Source organism: Candidatus Amarolinea dominans, from assembly GCF_016704685.1.
Classification (GTDB): domain Bacteria; phylum Chloroflexota; class Anaerolineae; order SSC4; family Amarolineaceae; genus Amarolinea; species Amarolinea dominans.
Map to the genome: position 1 here is coordinate 1 of NZ_JADIZS010000057.1, position 15,874 is coordinate 15,874.

The window sequence follows — 15,874 nt, forward strand, 5'->3', positions numbered from 1 at the left end:
GGTTTTAGGCGCAGTGAGGTTGGCGGTGCAACGCCTTGAAACGGCAAGCGGCGTGGCGGGCTATGGCATCGAGCTGGCGGCAGATGATGACGGTGTGCCCGCGATGGCTGCTGCGCGTCAGGTTGCTGCGTTGGCGGCTGATCCAGGGTGATTGTTGATCATCGGGCCGTGGCAGATGGAAACGGCGCGGGCGAGTACGCCAGCGCTGCAAGCCGCCGGCCTGGCTGCTTATCATTCCTGCCCCTTGCCGGGCGCGGACGCAGCGGCACGGCGCCGAGCGCGTCGGCTGTTCGCAGGGATGACGCTGGCGCCAGCCTCTGACTGCGATTTCCGACGGGTGCTCGTCTGGGACAGGGCGCGGCGCTGTTGCCTGGTCGTGCTCTCGCCTGACGATCCTGCTCCTACGCCGGACCCCGCGGCCCGACCGTGATCGTCTTGACGGGCGATGTCGAAGACGTGGCCCGTCAGTTGACAATTTCACCTGGGTGTGGTACTGTGACGAACTGTCCCGCGGGGCCGTCCGCGGGAGAACCCCTGGTCACGGCCCGCACCGGCGACGCTGCGAACGGCCTGCTGTTGACACACCGTTGACGCGGCCTGCCTGCGACGGACAAGCGGTTGATTTTCGCGTTGGGGCTCATCAAACGGCTACAGGCGCCGCCCCGGCCTACGCTGCCCTGGCGCACGACGCTGGCCGCGCCGTGCTGTTCGCGCTGCCATCGAGGCCAGCGCACAGCCGCAGCGGGTTGATGCCTAGCCACCTGGGCAGCATCGTCCGTCAAGGCGTCTCAGGGATAATTCGCTTTAGCGCCCAGCGCTCCTGGGAAGCGGCGCCTGCCCGTGTTGTACCGTGGGGTGGACCTCCTGGAGTTCCGAGAAGGTCGCCCCTCTGCAGGGGGAAGCGATCTATTGGCCGTCAGGTCGCGGCGTCAGTTTGCTCAATGATGAGTGTTTGTAGGGGAGATGGGAGGTGTAATTGAGCATGCGTGTATTGGTGATCTCATGGGAGTATCCGCCGACATGCATCTGCAAGGGGGGCCCGGCCGACATGTCTCGGAGTTGCTTTTGCCCGCCTGCTAGGCATCCAGACATGGTCATTCACGTGGTGACGCCCGCTGGCGAGGGGGTGAAGCGTATGAAGCGCATGGGAATTTGATCGTTCATCGCGGAATACTTACTGCTGACCCGTGATCGGCTGCCGCGGGAGGCGAGAACCCGCGACTTTCTTCGAAAACGTCTTGCACGTGAACAAGAGCCTGGAGCAGTTCATCGAGCCGGATTTGGCAGAAGGAGATTCGATCTGATCCCGCACGATTACTGGTCAGTTTTGCGGCCTCGGCGGTGCATCATGTACCTATAATGTGCCGCTGATCGTGACATTTCATGCTGCCACCGAGCGTGGTCGCAACCGCGGTTGGCTGTCGAGCACCCTATCGCAGAGCATCGATGCAGAGCTGGGGCTGACGCAGACGGCGACCCCGCCTGATCACCGTCAGCAATTACATGCGCAACAGAGGTGCAGTCCTTTTTTGGCGTAAATCCTGACAAGGTTCGTGTCAATTCCGAATGGCGTGAACACAACACCTTTTGATGAGCAACGACGCCAGTCATCGTCTGGAGCGTCAGCGTTACGCTCTGCCTGAGAGCCGATCGCGTTTTTTCACATCGGCCGCCTGGTGCATGAAAAAGGGTGTGCGGGTCTTGGTGGAGGCGATCCCGTTCATCCTGAATGCGTTTCCAGAGGCCCGGTTTGTCATTGTCCGGACGCGGGCCGCTGCGGGAGACGCGCTGCAACAACGGGTGGCGGCATTGCAAATCAGCCACAAGGTGTACTTTCCTGGTTTTGTCGAGCGATTGATGAAGCGGTAGGCACCTGTTTTAGCTTCGCGGATGTGGCGGTCTTTCCTTCGCTGTATGAGCCATTCGGCGTGGTGGGCTGGAGGCGATGGCGGCGCACACTCCACTGGTGGTGACGAGTGGGCGGGCTGGTCGGGTTGGAACATGACAAGACCGCAGTCACTGTCTTTCCTGACGATGCCGGCTCGCTGGCCAGGGCATCAGCAAGGTGCTGCGTGAACCAGAAACTGCCCGTGTAATGCTGACGACGCGCACCGCATGGTGCGGGAGATTTACTCCTGGGATGTGATCGCCGGGTCAACCCTGGCGGTCTATCAGGAGATTGTGCCTGGGGCGTAGTTTACAGGAAATCGTATGCGTAAAATTGCCATTCTGGGACTAAAGGGCGGTATCGGCAAGACAACGACCTGTGTCAATTTGGGGAGCTGCGCTGGCGCAGCGCGGCAGCGGGTGCTGCTGATTGACACCGACACGCAGGCCAATGTCTCCCTGGCCTGGGCATCATGGACGTGAAAAAGTCGTTGGCAGATGTTCTCATGCGCAAGGTGACGGCCGCCGAGTGCGTGTTGTCTGCGCGACTGAACCTTGACCTGATTCCAAGCGATCTCAGCCTGTTCAAGGCGCAGCAGCGCATGGTGCTTGAGGTGGCGCGAGGAGATTTTCAACGAGCTGTTCAGCGAACTGACCGCCTACGACTATCACATTTTGGATTGTGCGCCCTCTGCCTCGCTGATGACCACATCAACGCCGTGGCGTACGTGGACGAGGTAATCATTCGGTCTCGATGGAGATGTTGGCGCTGGCCAGCGCGGCAGTTTCGACCTATCTGCGCACTATCAGTCGCCTGCTCGGCGCAGCGGCCATTCGCCTCATCGTTCCTACTTTTTCGATGCTCGCCGCCGCGCCAGTCGGAGGTCATGACTGCGCTGGGAAGGCTGATTTTGGCGACAAGGTCACGCACCCGATGCGTGACTTGCCTCGCTCTCGGAGGCGCCCGGTAAGGGTAAGACGATTTTATACGCGCCGCGCAGCCGGGGAGCGGCCGATTATGCCCAACTCGGCTGATGTGGTCGAGCAACTGCCGCCTCTGGACGCGTGCGTGAAGGGTATTGCTTGGTGCAGTGGCTCGGTAATCAAGAATCAAATCGGAGAGAACGTATGGCTCGAACAATTGCGATTGCCAACCAGAAAGGCGGGGTCCAGGTAAGACGACCACGGTCATCAACCTGGGCGTTGCACTGGGCGCCTGAAGAAAAAGGTGCTGTTGATTGATCGGATCCACAGGGTCACTGGCCGCAGGGCTGGGGCTGGAACCTGACAGCCTGGACATGACGATACAATGCCTTGCTGACGCCGGAGATGCCGATCAGTCGGGTGATTCGCCCCTTACCAGGCTTATATTGACCTGATACCGGCAAACATTGATCTGGCGTCCGCAGAGATTGAGTTGGTTGCAGAGATTCGGCGGGAGTTGATTCTGCGCCGCATTTTGGAACCGCCCGGATCGTGGTACGATTTCATTCTGATTGACTGTCCGCCGAGCCTGGGGCTGCTGACAGCCAACTCGTTGTGCGCCAGTCAAGAGGTGTTGATTCCGTTGCAGTGCGAGTACTTCGCGATGCGTGGTATTCGGCTGCTGCTGAGCACGATTGACAAGATCAAGGCGCGGCTGAATCCCGAATTGCGCATTCTGGGTATCCTGCCAACGATGTATGCAACGGGCACGATTCACGCGCGTGAGGTGGTTGAGGAAATGCGCGCGGTGTTTGGCGAGCAGATCTTCGACATTGTCATTCAGAAAAGCATTCGCTTTCCTGAAGCGACCGTCGCCAACCAGGCCATGCTGGATTACGCGTCGAAACACCAGGGAACCCGGGCCTACCAGCCTGGCCCAGCGCATCGTCGGCAGCGAACCCCGAAACCACTCCAGACGCGGGAGGCCGTGGATCATCGTGCGTGCGCAGCCCGCGCCAATCGCGGGTCGGCATCAACCGCGGATGATCTTGTGAACCAGCGGCGGTGCGGAGACTGGCTCAGCCTGGATGTGAATAGCGGCAACCAGGCGTTCCTGTGCCGCGGTTAGCGCCGCTCTCGTCTGCGCATGAACCAGGGCCAGCGGCTGCCCGGCCTCCACCCAATCGCCCAGGCGCGCGGCGAAGATCAGGCCCACGGCCGGGTCAATGGAATCGCCCTTCTTGGCGCGTCCGCCGCCCAGGTCAACCACCGTCAGACCCACCTCTACCGTGTTGATGGCTGCGACGTAGCCCGCGGTCGGCGACATGCAGGGAGCCCCGATCGCCGCTGCGCCAGGCGCGACGGATCATCCACTGTGGCTACTCACCCCCTTGTGCGCTAACAAACTCACGGAATTTCTGCCAGGCTACGCCACTGCAGCGCGGCTTCCAGGCGGCGCGCGTTCGCCGCCCGCTTCTCGTCCATATCCCCATCAGCCAGGCGCACCATCTCCGCGGACACCGTCAGCACCAGGTCGGTAAAATCGGCCGGCCCGCGCCGTGCAGGGTGGCGCTTCTTTGACCTCCAGCGCATTCCCCACGGCGCGTGCCCAATGGCTGACTCATGTCGCTGATGACTGCGCTCATGTGGCGTCCCAGTTCCTGGCCGATCTGCACCATGAGGGAGGCCAGCGCCTCGGCGTCGGCCAGCGTCTTCATGAACCGCGCCGCTGCCGGTCTCGACATCGAGCACGATGGCATCGCGCCGCTGGCAATCTTTTGACATAATAGAACTGGCGATGAGGGGCAGCGCGGGCACCGTGCCGGTCACATCACGCAGCGCGAGCTTCTGCCATCCGCGGGGGCCAGGTCGTGCGTCTGCCCGGCGATGACCATGCCAATGTCGGCGAGTTGGCGCTGAAGGCATCCAGCGTCAGGCCGGCGCGCCAGCCTGGGATGGACTCCAACTTATCGAGGGTGCCGCCGGAAAAGGACAGGCCGCGGCCGGACATCTTGCCGACCGGCACACCCAGGCTGGCGACGAGCGGGCCGACCACCAGGCTCGTCTTGTCGCCCACACCGCCGGAGGAGTGCTTGTCCACCACAACGCAGCGCCACGTCGTGAATGTCGAGCGTTTGGCCGGAGAAGGCCATGGCCTGAGTCAGCCAGGCCGTTTCGCGCGGGGTCATCCCGCGCCAGTAGACCGCCATGGCCCACGCAGCGGCCTGGTAATCGGGGATGTCGCCAGCCGTATAGCCCTGGATGAAGAATTGCAGCTCCTCTGCGCTCAGCTCATGCCCGTCGCGCTTGCTTATGATGATGTCAGTTGCTCGCATGCTTGTCCTTTCTCATAGCGTTCATTCACGTATCAAGACTTGAAATTCGCCCCTGTTTCGGTTATAATAGAATCAATCCGTCTTAACGGAGTTGGATCGCCCGCAGGGGCGAGCGTAGAAGAGCCTCTTAGTGAGGCTCTTTTATTTGTTGGGATAGATGACGACACCGTAGCCATCCAGTCGACCGTCATACAAATGCCGATTGAACTTGGGCTCCACAATAGCCATTATGCGCCTGGCAAACGGCGCCAGCTCGTTGGTGCTGTAATCATATCGCCTCAGTGCCCATTGTTTGACGGGGTGGCCCAGCAGATCCGCTAATTGCAGACCAGCCACGTTTGCAGATTTGGCCTTTAGCTTGAGTTGGCTAGAGGTGAGTGCTGCCTGGAACACCTGAGCATTTGTCATCCACACCCCCTGCTTGAAAACGTGTTCATACGAATCTGCCAATAGTCTGTCCTCAGCCCTTCCACGAGATTCTGCCATGACGTCGCCAGCCCGCCCACTGTGATTCAGGTAGCCGGCGTACCGTTGTAACATGAATCCCAACGCCAGGTGATAGGGATGCGCTGCACTCTCACCATAGGCCTGTAGTAGAGCCTGCTTATCAATCAGGACGGCAACTACTCGAAAATTAGCTTTCTCGATACAAGCAAGCAGGTCGTCTGGTTGTGTCACGAAGGTCCTTGAACGCTCCCCGTGCGTTGAGCATGTCCTCTCGATGCAGCACCACTGGTTCATCGGGATGATGAGGAAGATGAGTTCCTTTGAGATTTTCCAGTTCTCGCTGGAAATACAGATACGACTCGGTCTTGAACCAACACCCCATCAGGCATAGAAATCGGTGGGCCAACTGACTGAAGTCTCGAAAGACGTGATCGCCCGACTCGTCCAGGTAGAGCCTATACCGTTCTAAGGGATCAAGTGGGCGATTGCCGTAGGGATTCTCCTTGCGTTGGTCGGTTTGCATCGTTTTTTCCTGAGCATTGTGTGTGCCTAAAACGCGGGGATGACCTCACTGCCTAGCAGATCGAAGGTCTCCGGGTCGTTACGTGGGATGTTGAGGATTATTTCCTGTACGCCCACGGCCTGGAAGGCGGCGATCTGGTCAATGACCTGTTGGACGGCGCCGGCCAGGAAGGGGCGGTCGCCCAGGTGCAGCTTGATGCGCTTCTGCTGCACGTCCTTTTCCTGGCGGCCAATGAGGACGGTGTCGAGCTTGGTGATGTGAATTTCATGCAGGTCGCGGCCCACCGTGTCGCAGTGACGGGCAAGCACCTCCAGCTTGTGCTTGACGACCTCGGGCGGTCCGAACCAGTTGACCATGTTGGCCTGCTTCGCCGCTACCTTCAGCGTCAACTGTTCACCGCCGCCGCCCACGAGGATCGGCGGATGCGGCTTTTGCACCGGCTTCGGCTCCAGGATGGCATCTTTGACCTGGAAGTACTTGCCGGCAAAGGTGGCGCGCGGCTGCGTCCACATGGCCTTGATGACCTGAATGCCCTCATCGAGCTGGCGGATGCGTACGGCCGGCTGTTCGGGGAACTCATAGCCATACTGACGATACTCGGTCTGAAACCAACCGGCGCCGATGCCCAGGATGGCGCGGCCGCCGCTGATGATGTCAACGCCGGCCACCATTTTTGCCAACAGGGCAGGGTTGCGATAACCGACCGAGCTGACCATGGTGCCCAGGCGGATGCGACTGGTGACCGCGGCCAGCGCGGCGAGTGTGGTCCAGCCTTCCAGGAATGGCTCATCCACCGCGCCAACCATGGGCAGTTGGATGAGATGATCCATCAGCCAGAACGAAACGAAGCCAGACGCCTCGGCCTTCAAGGCGGCGGCGCGTGTGCGCTCAAAGATCGCGTGTGGGTCGCCGCCCGGCCAGGTGAAGGAAGGGTTTTGGTATCCGAAAAGCATGGTAGTATCTCCTTTGTGCGCGCAATTGTAGCACGAACTCGAACAATGCGTGAAAATTGGTGTAATACGTAGCAGAGAACGTGAGGAATTTCTTGCCACGAATTACACGAATTCACACGGGGGCAATTAAAAACCCTGTGAAAATTGGTGGAATTCGTGACAAGAAACAAGGCATGGTATAATCTGCCAAAATGCGTTTCTTACAGAGTCTTATGTAGGAGAAAGTATGCATCATCCGCTGTACGATGTTGTCAATTTTTCGATCGTGGAGCCTTACACGTTGCGGATTGCGTTCGACGATGGAGAATGAACTGCAACCTGAATTGATCGTGATTGGCGCGGGGCTGGCGGGGAGCGAGGCGGCCTGGCAGGCGGCGCAGCGCGGCATCCGTGTGGCGCTCTACGAAATGCGGCCGGTCAAGCAGACGCCGGCGCATGTCAGCGACCGCTTCGCGGAACTGGTCTGTTCCAACTCGCTTGGCTCCCAGCAAGCCGAACGCGCACCGGGCATCCAGAAGGCCGAACTGACCCGGCTGGGGTCCTTGATCCTGGCCTGTGCGCAGGCTACGGCCGTGCCAGCCGGCGGCTCGCTGGCCGTGGGCCGTGAGGCGTTTGGCGACCTGGTGACCTCCCTGGTCTGCGCACATCCCAACATCAGCGTGGTGCGTGCGGAGATGACCGCCATCCCCACCGACATTCCCACGATTGTCGCCAGCGGCCCGTTGACCAGCGATGCCCTGGCGGCCGACATTGCGCGGCTGACCGGGCAAGAGTACATGTACTTCTACGATGCGCTCAGCCCCATTGTCGCGGCCGATTCGATTGATATGAGCCTGGCCTTCCGTGGTGCGCGCTACGACAACAGCGCCTCCGCGGCCGGCGATTACATCAACTGCCCGTTGGACAAGGCGCAGTACGCTGAATTTGTGGAGGCGTTGGCCGGCGCGCAGACGATCAGCCTGCGCACGTTCGAAGAGGAGAGTTGGAAATCGGCGCATTTCTTCGAGGGCTGTCTGCCGGTGGAGATTCTGGCCCGGCGCGGCGCGGCGGCGCTGGCCTTTGGCCCCATGACGCCCATGGGCCTGACCGATCCGCACAGCGGACGCCGCCCCTGGGCCGTCGTGCAACTGCGCCAGGATAACCTGGCCGGCACGCTCTACAACCTGGTTGGCTTCCAGACCAATCTGACCTGGGGCGAGCAGAAGCGGGTCTTTGGGCTGATTCCCGGTCTGGCCGCGGCTGAATTTTTGCGCTTTGGCATGATGCACCGCAACACCTTCATCAATGCGCCGCGGCTGCTGGAACCGACGATGCAGTTCAAGGGCCGGCCTGATCTCTTCTTCGCCGGACAGATCACTGGCGTGGAAGGGTACGTGGGTAACGCCGGCACCGGACTGCTGGCCGGCCTCAACGCGGCGCGTTTGCTGCGGGGCGCGGCGCCGCTTGTTCTACCGCCCGCCACCGTCATGGGGTCGCTCTGCTGGTATGTCACGCATTGTGAGGCGGACGGCTTCCAGCCGATGAAGGCCAATTTCGGTCTGCTGCCGCCCCTCGACCCACCCATACGCCACAAGCAGCAGCGCTACCGGGCCTACGCAGAGCGCGCCCAGCGGGACCTCGAGACGTTCATCGCCGCCCATAGTCTTGAACCGGCTATCGTACCATAAGTACCGCACCCGTTCCGAAATTGACTCTTGTCAATTATACCCAATTGTGGTACAATCTCACTAACATCGCAACTGATATAACCGTCTATACGTCTTGAATATTGGACTGCGCTCACGCTCGCATAGCCGCCACGGCACCTACGGCGCAGCCAAGACGACGACGCAAGACGTTGTCCCACATGAAGTCGTTGCGATCATCATGGTTCCAGGGAGATCTCGGGCTCCCAGGCAGATGTAAGGAAGAGGAGGTTCACCTCATGCGCATCAAGCAGCGTGTGATTGGCGCGGCAATGATTCTGGCCGTCATCCTGAGCGCCGGCCTGGTTTCGTCCAGCCCACTGGCCGCGACCAGCACCGACGCCCTCAAGAACGGCAATTTCGAGGGCGGTTTCACGTCCGCCGGCGGCTGCGGCGCCGTTGGCAAGGGCTGGTCCTGTTTCACCAACGGGGGTCGCGCCGCCTATGGCTTCTACGATGATCAATGGGGCAAGACCGTCTGGGACGGCGGCCATTCCCAGTTGATCGAGATCAACACCAAGCAAAATTCATCCGAACCTGACCGCTATGCCGGTATCTACCAGACCGCAGCCGTCAGCAAGGGCAAGGCCTATGACTTCGCCATCCGTGGCATGATCCGCGCCGATGACGAAGACCCTGACCCGTGGCGTTACCGCGTGCAGGTCGGCTTCGACTATAGCGGCGGCAGCAACTGGGCTGCCGTGACAAATTGGGTTGAGCTGCCCTGGGATACCATCTACTCCCGCACCGGGCCGGGCGCCTTCAGTGAGTATCGCGCCAAGGTGACCGCCACCAGCAGCAAGATCACCGTCTTTGTGCGCACCTGGATGAAGTGGGGCACCCCTTATCGTGAAGTTGACTTCAACCTGGATGGCATCAACCTGTTTGGGGACAGCGCGACATCGAGCGGTGGTTCAAGCTCCGGCTCAACGGGCAGCAGCGGATCGGGCAGCAGTGGATCGGGTAGCACCACAACCTCTCTGACCTGTTCCGGCAGCAACCTGGTCGCCAATGGCAACTTCGAGGGCGGATTTAGCGCCGCCGGCGTCGCCAAGTCATGGACATCTTTCAGCAACGGCGGACGCGCGGCGTATGGTTTCTATGATGAGACCTGGGCGCCGGTCGTTTATGAGGGCAAGCACGCGCAGTTGATCGAGATCAACACCCTGGGCTTTGCAGCCGCATCTGATCCCAATCGCTACGCAGGCATCTACCAGGTGGTCAAGGGCCTGACGAAGGGCAAGACGTACCAGGTGTCGCTGGCGGGTATGCTGCGCGAACGCACCGATAACTCGGATGAGGACGCGTACCGCTACGAAATCCTGTGGGGATACAACAGCGGGGCCGACGCCGATTGGGCTAATCTCGATTTCAAGGAGTATGTGCCGATCAAGCCGATCTACCTGCGCACCGCGCCCGGCGCCTACAGCACCTACAGCGTGAAGTTCGTGGCCCCGGCCGACACCGTCACCCTGTTCGTGATGGCGCACAAGAAGTGGGCCACCGGCGCGCGTGAGCTGGATGCTGACATAGATGCGATCTCGGTGGCGCCATGCAGCACCGGCAGCAGCGGCGGCTCAACCTCCTGCACCTACGTGGTCAAGCGGGGCGACACCCTCTCGTCCATTGCGGTGAAGTACGGCACCACAGTGGCGAACCTGGCCAGCCTGAACCACATCAAGAACGTGAATGTGATCTTCGTCGGGCAGGTGCTCAAGGTGCCCTGCAGCAGCAGTAGCGGCACGGTGGTCAAGGCGCCGCCGGCGGTAACTCCGAGCGAACCGGTAACGCCCGGTCTCGGCTCTGAGGCACGGCCCACCACCTACACGATCAAGAAGGGCGACACCCTCAGCGGCATTGCGGCCCGCACCGGTGCATCGGTCAACGCGCTGATGCAAGCCAACGGCATCAGCAACGCCAACCGCATCTACGCCGGGCAGACCCTGCGCCTGCCCTAAGCCTCCGCGGCGAAACCAGGTTTCTGGGGGGGACACCCGGACCATCTTCAGTCAAGTCAAGACATACAGGAGGTGACACACCAAGCGGTGGGTCACCTCCTGTATCATTGCCGGATCACTCGCTTCTCTCCTGAATTGTGCATCATCTTCAGCCGCTGAACTGTGTCAGGCTTCATTGACACAGTGCGATACGCCAATGGCGCGCGCGAACTGTGCCTGGGAAATGCCGAGTTCGTGCAGCGTCTCAACCAGAAATTCACCGGGATGAATGGGCGGCAAACCACTATTGATCATGACAATATCCTCAGTGATAAGTCGTCATGTCCACAGAAAGCCCCTGATTTCGATCAGACGATGCAGATTGCGTTGATCCTCCTCGTACCATTCTTTTTCGAGCCGGGCATGCTCCTCCAACGCTAAGTAATACCCAGCATACTTCTTCTTGTCCGGCATCGCCAATCGTCGCATGTCTGATCCGGCGATCTTCTTGAGCTTGAAGGGCGGACGCTTGAGCTTCTTGTCGTCCAACGGGCTGCGACGCTTGGGGCGAGTCTTCGTCCACCACTTGTAAAGGCCCGTGATTTCGTCCCAGGCGCTTTTGTGCAGTTCGTTCGCGTCCCAGTCAACGATTTTCTCGGGATGTTCCTGTTCCACGAAGTCGGCCAGCAACTGGAAGGCGGCGTGGAGCAGTATTTCGTCCTTATCGTGCCAGCCTTTGTCCAGGGTGGCGATTTTCAGGCGTTTCATCGCAGGTTATCTGTTCCCCTTTGATCTGGCATTTGCTGTCCACGCTCTCACGTCTGGCGGTTGATGAGTGTTGCGAGGATGGTCCGACAATCGCTGGATCAATTTCTAGGTGCGACCGGTTGCCTCCCAGCCGCCAGCGTCAATGTGTTTCTGGGCAGACGGCTCTAGCGGTTCTCCAGGGAGCATTTCGGCCAGCAGAGTTTCCGGAGCAATATCCTGTTCGTTTGGCCAGGTCACCGCGCCGAACTGGATGCCAACTTGACCGAAGTAATGCACGTCCCGAAGCTCGCGCAAAACACCATGGTCCAGATAGGGCTTTACGTCGAATATCCCTTGGCGCCCATTCTCAAGTTCTACATAGATGCGATAATCGGACAGGGGCTTGACGAACTTGACATCCCAGTACATAGCGAGCCTCACAAAGGGGTGATCTTGTAGGGCTGCTCCCCACTCAAGGAGAGTTCCCAATCGGCCAGCAGCTCATCATGGCGAAGCTCGATCCAGGCTTGGACCAACCGCAGTTGCTTGCGAGGCAACTTACCAGCCAAGATCTCGCCGTCTTCGATGCTGATAGAAGCCTCGAATTCAGCATACTTGGCGTGAAGGTGGGGCAAATTGTTCCGTAGTCGTTCGCATTCTCTGCGCCCCGTTTCGCGAGGCGCCCTAAAGGGAAAATGGGTTAGGCAGCGGCAAATAGGATGACACCGAATGCAGCATTCAGCCGCTGAACTGCCTCAGTCTTCATTGGCACAGCGGACATCTCTATGATTGTTCCACCAACCGACCGACAACGTATTTGTGCAGAATGCTCGCCATTAGAGTTTGGTAAGGGAGACCCTCCTCCAAAGCCCGCAATTGTAGGCCAACCAAGTCTTTCTCAGTCAACCGGATATTCACCCGCCGGTCTTTCCGAAAAGTCGCACGGGCATACGCCTGATATGTGGTTTGCTCCGCAGGCAAGTTAGCGACGGATTGCCATTCTTCAGTTTCATACGATGCGACTAGAGTTTCCTCTTCGATATCTAATTTACTCGTTGGCATCTGATTTTGTTTCCTTTCCCAAGTATTTACGGGTAGCTTTGCGACTCGGAATAATGGTTTTCAAAAATACTTCGGTGTCCGACTCCACAAAGGGAACCAAGTAAGCATAATTCTCAATCGCTACGATGAAAATACGCTGTCCAGGGTACTTGCTCGGATTTGTGTGTTCGATTATATCGAGCAATCCACCCATTTCAATGTGATGGACAATTTCCTCAAACGAGACATCACGTTCTGTGTGTAGTTGTGTATTTTTCGTAGGATTCCACGCAAAGTATTTCATATCTCTATCTTACTACATCGTGTGCCTTTCGGCAACAAGCTGAGTACCAAAAAAAACACGCGCTGCGTGCGCTGGAAATATGGTTTGATATCAAATATCCGGCGTTCGCCATTTTCAAACACCAGATCAAGCCGGTAGTCATCCAATGGATAGGCATGCATCACGCAGGGATTCACGACCACATCCTACTTCAATGGCTCAATCTTGAACACTACCTCACCATTGACGGCCAAGTGGCAGTTGGCCTGAATCAGCTCTGAGCATCAATGCTTCCGCGAGTTTCATAGTTGAATTCCCCCGTTGTGATAGCGATGACGGCGTGTGGATGAGCTCAACGTCGCGCTTCATCAGCGCGAAACCCGCCGCGGGTTTCGCGTGCGCGTGGAGGCGATCGTTGGGCTTGCGAATTCACTTTTCCCTTCAAGCAAAAACATCTGCTTGCTAGTGGCGTTCAATGAACCTTCGTCCTGAGGCAAGTCTCTCGGTGTTCGATCAAGCCGTGGGTCAGCAGAGTCGAAACCCTCGAAATGCAGGGCAAGACGTTTCCGCGTACGCTCGACGTAATCCGGATTGATCTCCATGGCGAGACAGCGGCGGTTCAATACTTGGCACACTCTGGCCGTCGTGCCGCTGCCAGAGAATGGATCGAGCACAAGATCACCTTCGTTCGAAGACGCTAAGATCATCCTGGCGATCAATGCTTCGGGTTTCTGCGTCGGGTGGTCCTCTCGTTCTGGATTTGAGTAGTGAACGTGCGAGAAGGACCACACATCGCCGGGATTGGCGCCGGCCATATTGTTCCTCTCTCTGTAGTATTTCTGTGGTATGCGGACCGAGTCAATGTTGAACACATAGTCTTCCGACTTTGTGAACATGAGTATGTCGTCGTGACGTGGTGAGAATCCTTTTGTCCGGCCCATGCCTTGCGTATAGTGCCAGGTGATCCAACTGTTGAAGTACATGCCCAACCGCTGATCCAGGATGTCGTACAGATAGCTGATGAACCGAAACCCCATGAACACATAGAGCGTGCCACGTGGGGCAAGCACTCGATGAGCCTCCTGCAACCATGTCTCCGAGAACTGCAAGTATTCGCCAAAGCCGCGAATGTCGTGATTGTTCCCGTAGTTCTTGCCTAGATTATAAGGTGGATCGGCAATGACGAGATCAATTGACGCGGAGTCTATGTCACGCATCAGCTCGAGAGAATCGCCCGTCTGAATGACGATATTACTCATCTGTCTTGATCCATTCGTTTTTCTTCGCCATGTCGAGCCATCCAGCGAAGCCTTTTTTCGAATTGATTACTTTTCTGTCAAGTAGTTGGCAGAATTCCCATGTTGTTCGCTTCGTCAGCGTGACGTAATGAATGTCTCTGACCTGCAACTGGCCGCTGCCCAGCGCTGGGTTGTAACTGATGTCGGCAGCAGAGAGGTACTTGAGATCATACGAGTTGTGCGCAACAACTTCCATGACGCCATCCATGAGGCCAGTTTGCGCGTTCTTGGTTGAGTAGACCCTGTGTTTTAGCGAGAGGATGACGAAGAGGTAATCGGGATCGTCAACGTAGGCCGTCCTGATCCTCTGAAACGATGTGATGTTTGGCGATTTGCCGCTCGATTCGATATCCTCGGCGGTCGCCTTTACATCCACCTCGGCTGTCACACCGGATTCAACCTTGCGTTTCTTCTTGAACTGGAGAATCACGTCTGCCATGTAGAGGCGTTCTTTGGCCTCGACGTTTATCAGTGCGTACCTGTTGTTCTTGTCTTCAACCACATCCATGAAGACTTCAACAGCCCACGCTTCGACGAAAGGGCCGGCAATCTTGTTAATGTTCTCCATCGGGAGACCGAGCCTCAGGTTCGTGTTGATAACTATCTTGTTGCTTCCCGCCTTGATGGCGTCATCCACAATGGCCTCGACGGCGGTGATCACGAATCCAGAACACTCGTCGTAGTCGTCGCACTGCTTCGGCTCTTTAAGCGTAAGTTGCTCGTATGTCATTGGTATGCGCATCTCCCGAGTCATGTGTTTATCGTTCAACCGTCCTCTGCCATGCGAAATATGGGCAGCACGGGTGTGGATAATCTGAAAACCCAACGGAATATGGGTTTGCGCCGAACTATGTCAGTCTTCATTGGCACGGTGGGTTGTGCAGCGCTAGCTGCGCGCTGCCTTCCCTGATGATGAAGCTAAATCACTATATGCACCGGTTCTCGTAACTTGATTTTACGAATGTATTGAACCACTTCTTGTCCCACAACTAAATCAGAAAGGTCTTGTTCAGTTAATGCTCTGATGACATTCCATGAGTAAGTCATCATTGACTGATTTATATCGCTTGGCATTTCGTCATCATATGGATAAGATCTAACTCGTTCAATATGCATATCGGCAATTCGAACGGAAGCTTCTCTCGGTATACCTATCTTGACTAAATAACATGCCAGCTTTCCCGGCACACCATATTTAACTAACGACGGTAAGAACTCAAGGTCCTTAGTTAGGTTAAGCCCCTTTTCTTGAGCTGTATCACCTAAAAATCGACAAATTGCACTGATTCCCCATGCTAAGTTACGTTCAAACACTGTCTCACAGTATTCATCAAATTCAAGATTCGTCATTAACTGACGAAATTCTTCGGCCAGATATTGACGGCTTTTACCCATTAGCCAATTCTTAAAAAAAGCTTGTCTGAACAATGACTCTTTCTGTGCTTTTTTTGGAATTAGAGAAAGTTTCATTGCGAAATCCATCAGATCGATTAACGCATCGATTCCATTTTCCAGTTCAAGTGCAAAAATACCAGCACAGTTTTTGTACAACCCAAGCAATCGTAGTTCGTTTTGTCTAATTTGATCGCAGTCTTGGAGTGGCAAGCCAAGAAGGTAGTTTTGATGCCTCTGACGCCTAGGAATAACTTGTGCAATAAACTTTATTCGTGCTTCAACAGCTTCCTTAATAAAGTCAACGTCCTTTTGTTCAATAGTCGTGGCTCCAATAAGTAAGTTTACAATCTCGCTACTTCTAGCTTGTAACCAATCCTCGATCTTTCCCTCTACATTAGACTCTTCGATTAATGCAGTT

General features: G+C 57.2%; 20 protein-coding genes and 1 pseudogene. 7 read left to right on the forward strand and 14 right to left on the reverse strand.

What is annotated here, in order from left to right; all coding sequences use genetic code 11:
* The first annotated feature begins 151 nt into the window (after positions 1 to 151).
* From IPF85_RS23440 to IPF85_RS23455, 4 genes are all read left to right on the forward strand, one after another.
* Positions 152 to 430, forward strand: coding sequence for a hypothetical protein (locus IPF85_RS23440; protein ID WP_343410469.1), 279 nt, complete (start codon positions 152 to 154; stop codon positions 428 to 430).
* Positions 431 to 1,590: 1,160 nt separating this feature from the next.
* Positions 1,591 to 1,869 carry a glycosyltransferase gene (locus IPF85_RS23445; protein ID WP_343410470.1) on the forward strand — a complete coding sequence of 93 codons (279 nt, stop codon included), beginning with the start codon at positions 1,591 to 1,593 and terminating at the stop codon, positions 1,867 to 1,869.
* Between the two features lie 342 nt (positions 1,870 to 2,211).
* The gene (locus IPF85_RS23450) at positions 2,212 to 2,370 is read left to right on the forward strand and encodes an AAA family ATPase (RefSeq protein ID WP_343410471.1); all 159 of its coding nucleotides are present in this window, start codon (positions 2,212 to 2,214) and stop codon (positions 2,368 to 2,370) included.
* Positions 2,371 to 3,265: 895 nt separating this feature from the next.
* A complete protein-coding gene (locus tag IPF85_RS23455) occupies positions 3,266 to 3,940 on the forward strand; it encodes an AAA family ATPase (protein ID WP_343410488.1) in 675 nt (224 codons plus the stop codon).
* On the opposite strand, the gene IPF85_RS23460 is transcribed toward IPF85_RS23455, so the two are convergent.
* Entirely contained in the window at positions 3,845 to 4,138 is a 294-nt protein-coding gene (locus IPF85_RS23460; RefSeq protein ID WP_343410472.1) for a hypothetical protein, read from the reverse strand. The genes IPF85_RS23455 and IPF85_RS23460 overlap by 96 nt on opposite strands.
* 80 nt (positions 4,139 to 4,218) lie before the next feature.
* Positions 4,219 to 4,404 carry a hypothetical protein gene (locus tag IPF85_RS23465; RefSeq protein WP_343410473.1) on the reverse strand — a complete coding sequence of 62 codons (186 nt, stop codon included), beginning with the start codon at positions 4,402 to 4,404 and terminating at the stop codon, positions 4,219 to 4,221.
* 30 nt (positions 4,405 to 4,434) lie between these two features.
* Here IPF85_RS23465 and IPF85_RS23470 point away from each other — a divergent pair, with 30 nt between their 5' ends.
* Entirely contained in the window at positions 4,435 to 4,593 is a 159-nt protein-coding gene (locus IPF85_RS23470) for a hypothetical protein (protein WP_343410474.1), read from the forward strand.
* Positions 4,594 to 4,642: 49 nt separating this feature from the next.
* Here IPF85_RS23470 and IPF85_RS23475 read toward each other — a convergent pair whose 3' ends face one another.
* From IPF85_RS23475 to IPF85_RS23490, 4 genes and pseudogenes are all read right to left on the reverse strand, one after another.
* Entirely contained in the window at positions 4,643 to 4,915 is a 273-nt protein-coding gene (locus IPF85_RS23475; RefSeq protein WP_343410475.1) for a hypothetical protein, read from the reverse strand.
* A 97-nt stretch (positions 4,916 to 5,012) separates the two neighbouring features.
* Positions 5,013 to 5,147, reverse strand: a pseudogene (gene deoA / locus IPF85_RS23480) (pyrimidine-nucleoside phosphorylase); the annotation flags it as partial.
* 141 nt (positions 5,148 to 5,288) lie between these two features.
* Entirely contained in the window at positions 5,289 to 5,825 is a 537-nt protein-coding gene (locus IPF85_RS23485) for a hypothetical protein (protein ID WP_343410476.1), read from the reverse strand.
* A gap of 318 nt (positions 5,826 to 6,143) precedes the next feature.
* Positions 6,144 to 7,070 (reverse strand): LLM class F420-dependent oxidoreductase, encoded by a 927-nt coding sequence (locus tag IPF85_RS23490; RefSeq protein ID WP_343410477.1) that lies wholly within the window; start codon positions 7,068 to 7,070, stop codon positions 6,144 to 6,146.
* Positions 7,071 to 7,369: 299 nt separating this feature from the next.
* Here IPF85_RS23490 and trmFO point away from each other — a divergent pair, with 299 nt between their 5' ends.
* Together trmFO and IPF85_RS23500 are read left to right on the forward strand one after the other, a co-directional pair.
* Positions 7,370 to 8,737 (forward strand): methylenetetrahydrofolate--tRNA-(uracil(54)-C(5))-methyltransferase (FADH(2)-oxidizing) TrmFO, encoded by a 1,368-nt coding sequence (gene trmFO / locus IPF85_RS23495; RefSeq protein ID WP_343410478.1) that lies wholly within the window; start codon positions 7,370 to 7,372, stop codon positions 8,735 to 8,737.
* A 257-nt stretch (positions 8,738 to 8,994) separates the two neighbouring features.
* The gene (locus IPF85_RS23500; protein ID WP_343410479.1) at positions 8,995 to 10,713 is read left to right on the forward strand and encodes a LysM peptidoglycan-binding domain-containing protein; all 1,719 of its coding nucleotides are present in this window, start codon (positions 8,995 to 8,997) and stop codon (positions 10,711 to 10,713) included.
* A 165-nt stretch (positions 10,714 to 10,878) separates the two neighbouring features.
* On the opposite strand, the gene IPF85_RS23505 is transcribed toward IPF85_RS23500, so the two are convergent.
* The 8 genes from IPF85_RS23505 to IPF85_RS23540 all read right to left on the reverse strand — a co-directional run.
* A complete protein-coding gene (locus IPF85_RS23505; protein ID WP_343410480.1) occupies positions 10,879 to 11,007 on the reverse strand; it encodes a hypothetical protein in 129 nt (42 codons plus the stop codon).
* Positions 11,008 to 11,031: 24 nt separating this feature from the next.
* Positions 11,032 to 11,460 (reverse strand): hypothetical protein, encoded by a 429-nt coding sequence (locus IPF85_RS23510; protein ID WP_343410481.1) that lies wholly within the window; start codon positions 11,458 to 11,460, stop codon positions 11,032 to 11,034.
* A 105-nt stretch (positions 11,461 to 11,565) separates the two neighbouring features.
* A complete protein-coding gene (locus IPF85_RS23515; protein ID WP_343410482.1) occupies positions 11,566 to 11,868 on the reverse strand; it encodes a DUF2442 domain-containing protein in 303 nt (100 codons plus the stop codon).
* An 8-nt stretch (positions 11,869 to 11,876) separates the two neighbouring features.
* The gene (locus IPF85_RS23520; protein WP_343410483.1) at positions 11,877 to 12,074 is read right to left on the reverse strand and encodes a DUF4160 domain-containing protein; all 198 of its coding nucleotides are present in this window, start codon (positions 12,072 to 12,074) and stop codon (positions 11,877 to 11,879) included.
* 413 nt (positions 12,075 to 12,487) lie between these two features.
* Positions 12,488 to 12,784: a toxin gene (locus IPF85_RS23525; protein ID WP_343410484.1), complete on the reverse strand. Its 297-nt coding sequence runs from the start codon at positions 12,782 to 12,784 to the stop codon at positions 12,488 to 12,490.
* Positions 12,785 to 13,131: 347 nt separating this feature from the next.
* Entirely contained in the window at positions 13,132 to 14,022 is an 891-nt protein-coding gene (locus IPF85_RS23530) for a site-specific DNA-methyltransferase (RefSeq protein ID WP_343410485.1), read from the reverse strand.
* Entirely contained in the window at positions 14,015 to 14,791 is a 777-nt protein-coding gene (locus IPF85_RS23535) for a restriction endonuclease (RefSeq protein ID WP_343410486.1), read from the reverse strand. The genes IPF85_RS23530 and IPF85_RS23535 overlap by 8 nt, the downstream gene beginning before the upstream one ends.
* 188 nt (positions 14,792 to 14,979) lie before the next feature.
* On the reverse strand, positions 14,980 to 15,874 hold an 895-nt coding region (locus IPF85_RS23540; RefSeq protein ID WP_343410487.1), incomplete at its 5' end, for a hypothetical protein.

Excerpts from the sequence above, each read along its gene's own strand:
- IPF85_RS23445 (WP_343410470.1), top strand. The coding sequence starts at position 1,591 with ATGAGCAACGACGCCAGTCATCGTCTGGAGCGTCAGCGTTACGCTCTG.
- IPF85_RS23450 (WP_343410471.1), top strand. The coding sequence starts at position 2,212 with ATGCGTAAAATTGCCATTCTGGGACTAAAGGGCGGTATCGGCAAGACA.
- IPF85_RS23460 (WP_343410472.1), bottom strand. The coding sequence starts at position 4,138 with ATGTCGCCGACCGCGGGCTACGTCGCAGCCATCAACACGGTAGAGGTG.
- IPF85_RS23465 (WP_343410473.1), bottom strand. The coding sequence starts at position 4,404 with ATGCGCTGGAGGTCAAAGAAGCGCCACCCTGCACGGCGCGGGCCGGCC.
- IPF85_RS23470 (WP_343410474.1), top strand. The coding sequence starts at position 4,435 with ATGTCGCTGATGACTGCGCTCATGTGGCGTCCCAGTTCCTGGCCGATC.
- IPF85_RS23490 (WP_343410477.1), bottom strand. The coding sequence starts at position 7,070 with ATGCTTTTCGGATACCAAAACCCTTCCTTCACCTGGCCGGGCGGCGAC.
- trmFO (WP_343410478.1), top strand. The coding sequence starts at position 7,370 with ATGGAGAATGAACTGCAACCTGAATTGATCGTGATTGGCGCGGGGCTG.
- IPF85_RS23500 (WP_343410479.1), top strand. The coding sequence starts at position 8,995 with ATGCGCATCAAGCAGCGTGTGATTGGCGCGGCAATGATTCTGGCCGTC.
- IPF85_RS23505 (WP_343410480.1), bottom strand. The coding sequence starts at position 11,007 with ATGATCAATAGTGGTTTGCCGCCCATTCATCCCGGTGAATTTCTGGTT.
- IPF85_RS23510 (WP_343410481.1), bottom strand. The coding sequence starts at position 11,460 with ATGAAACGCCTGAAAATCGCCACCCTGGACAAAGGCTGGCACGATAAG.
- IPF85_RS23515 (WP_343410482.1), bottom strand. The coding sequence starts at position 11,868 with ATGTACTGGGATGTCAAGTTCGTCAAGCCCCTGTCCGATTATCGCATC.
- IPF85_RS23525 (WP_343410484.1), bottom strand. The coding sequence starts at position 12,784 with ATGAAATACTTTGCGTGGAATCCTACGAAAAATACACAACTACACACA.
- IPF85_RS23530 (WP_343410485.1), bottom strand. The coding sequence starts at position 14,022 with ATGAGTAATATCGTCATTCAGACGGGCGATTCTCTCGAGCTGATGCGT.
- IPF85_RS23535 (WP_343410486.1), bottom strand. The coding sequence starts at position 14,791 with ATGACATACGAGCAACTTACGCTTAAAGAGCCGAAGCAGTGCGACGAC.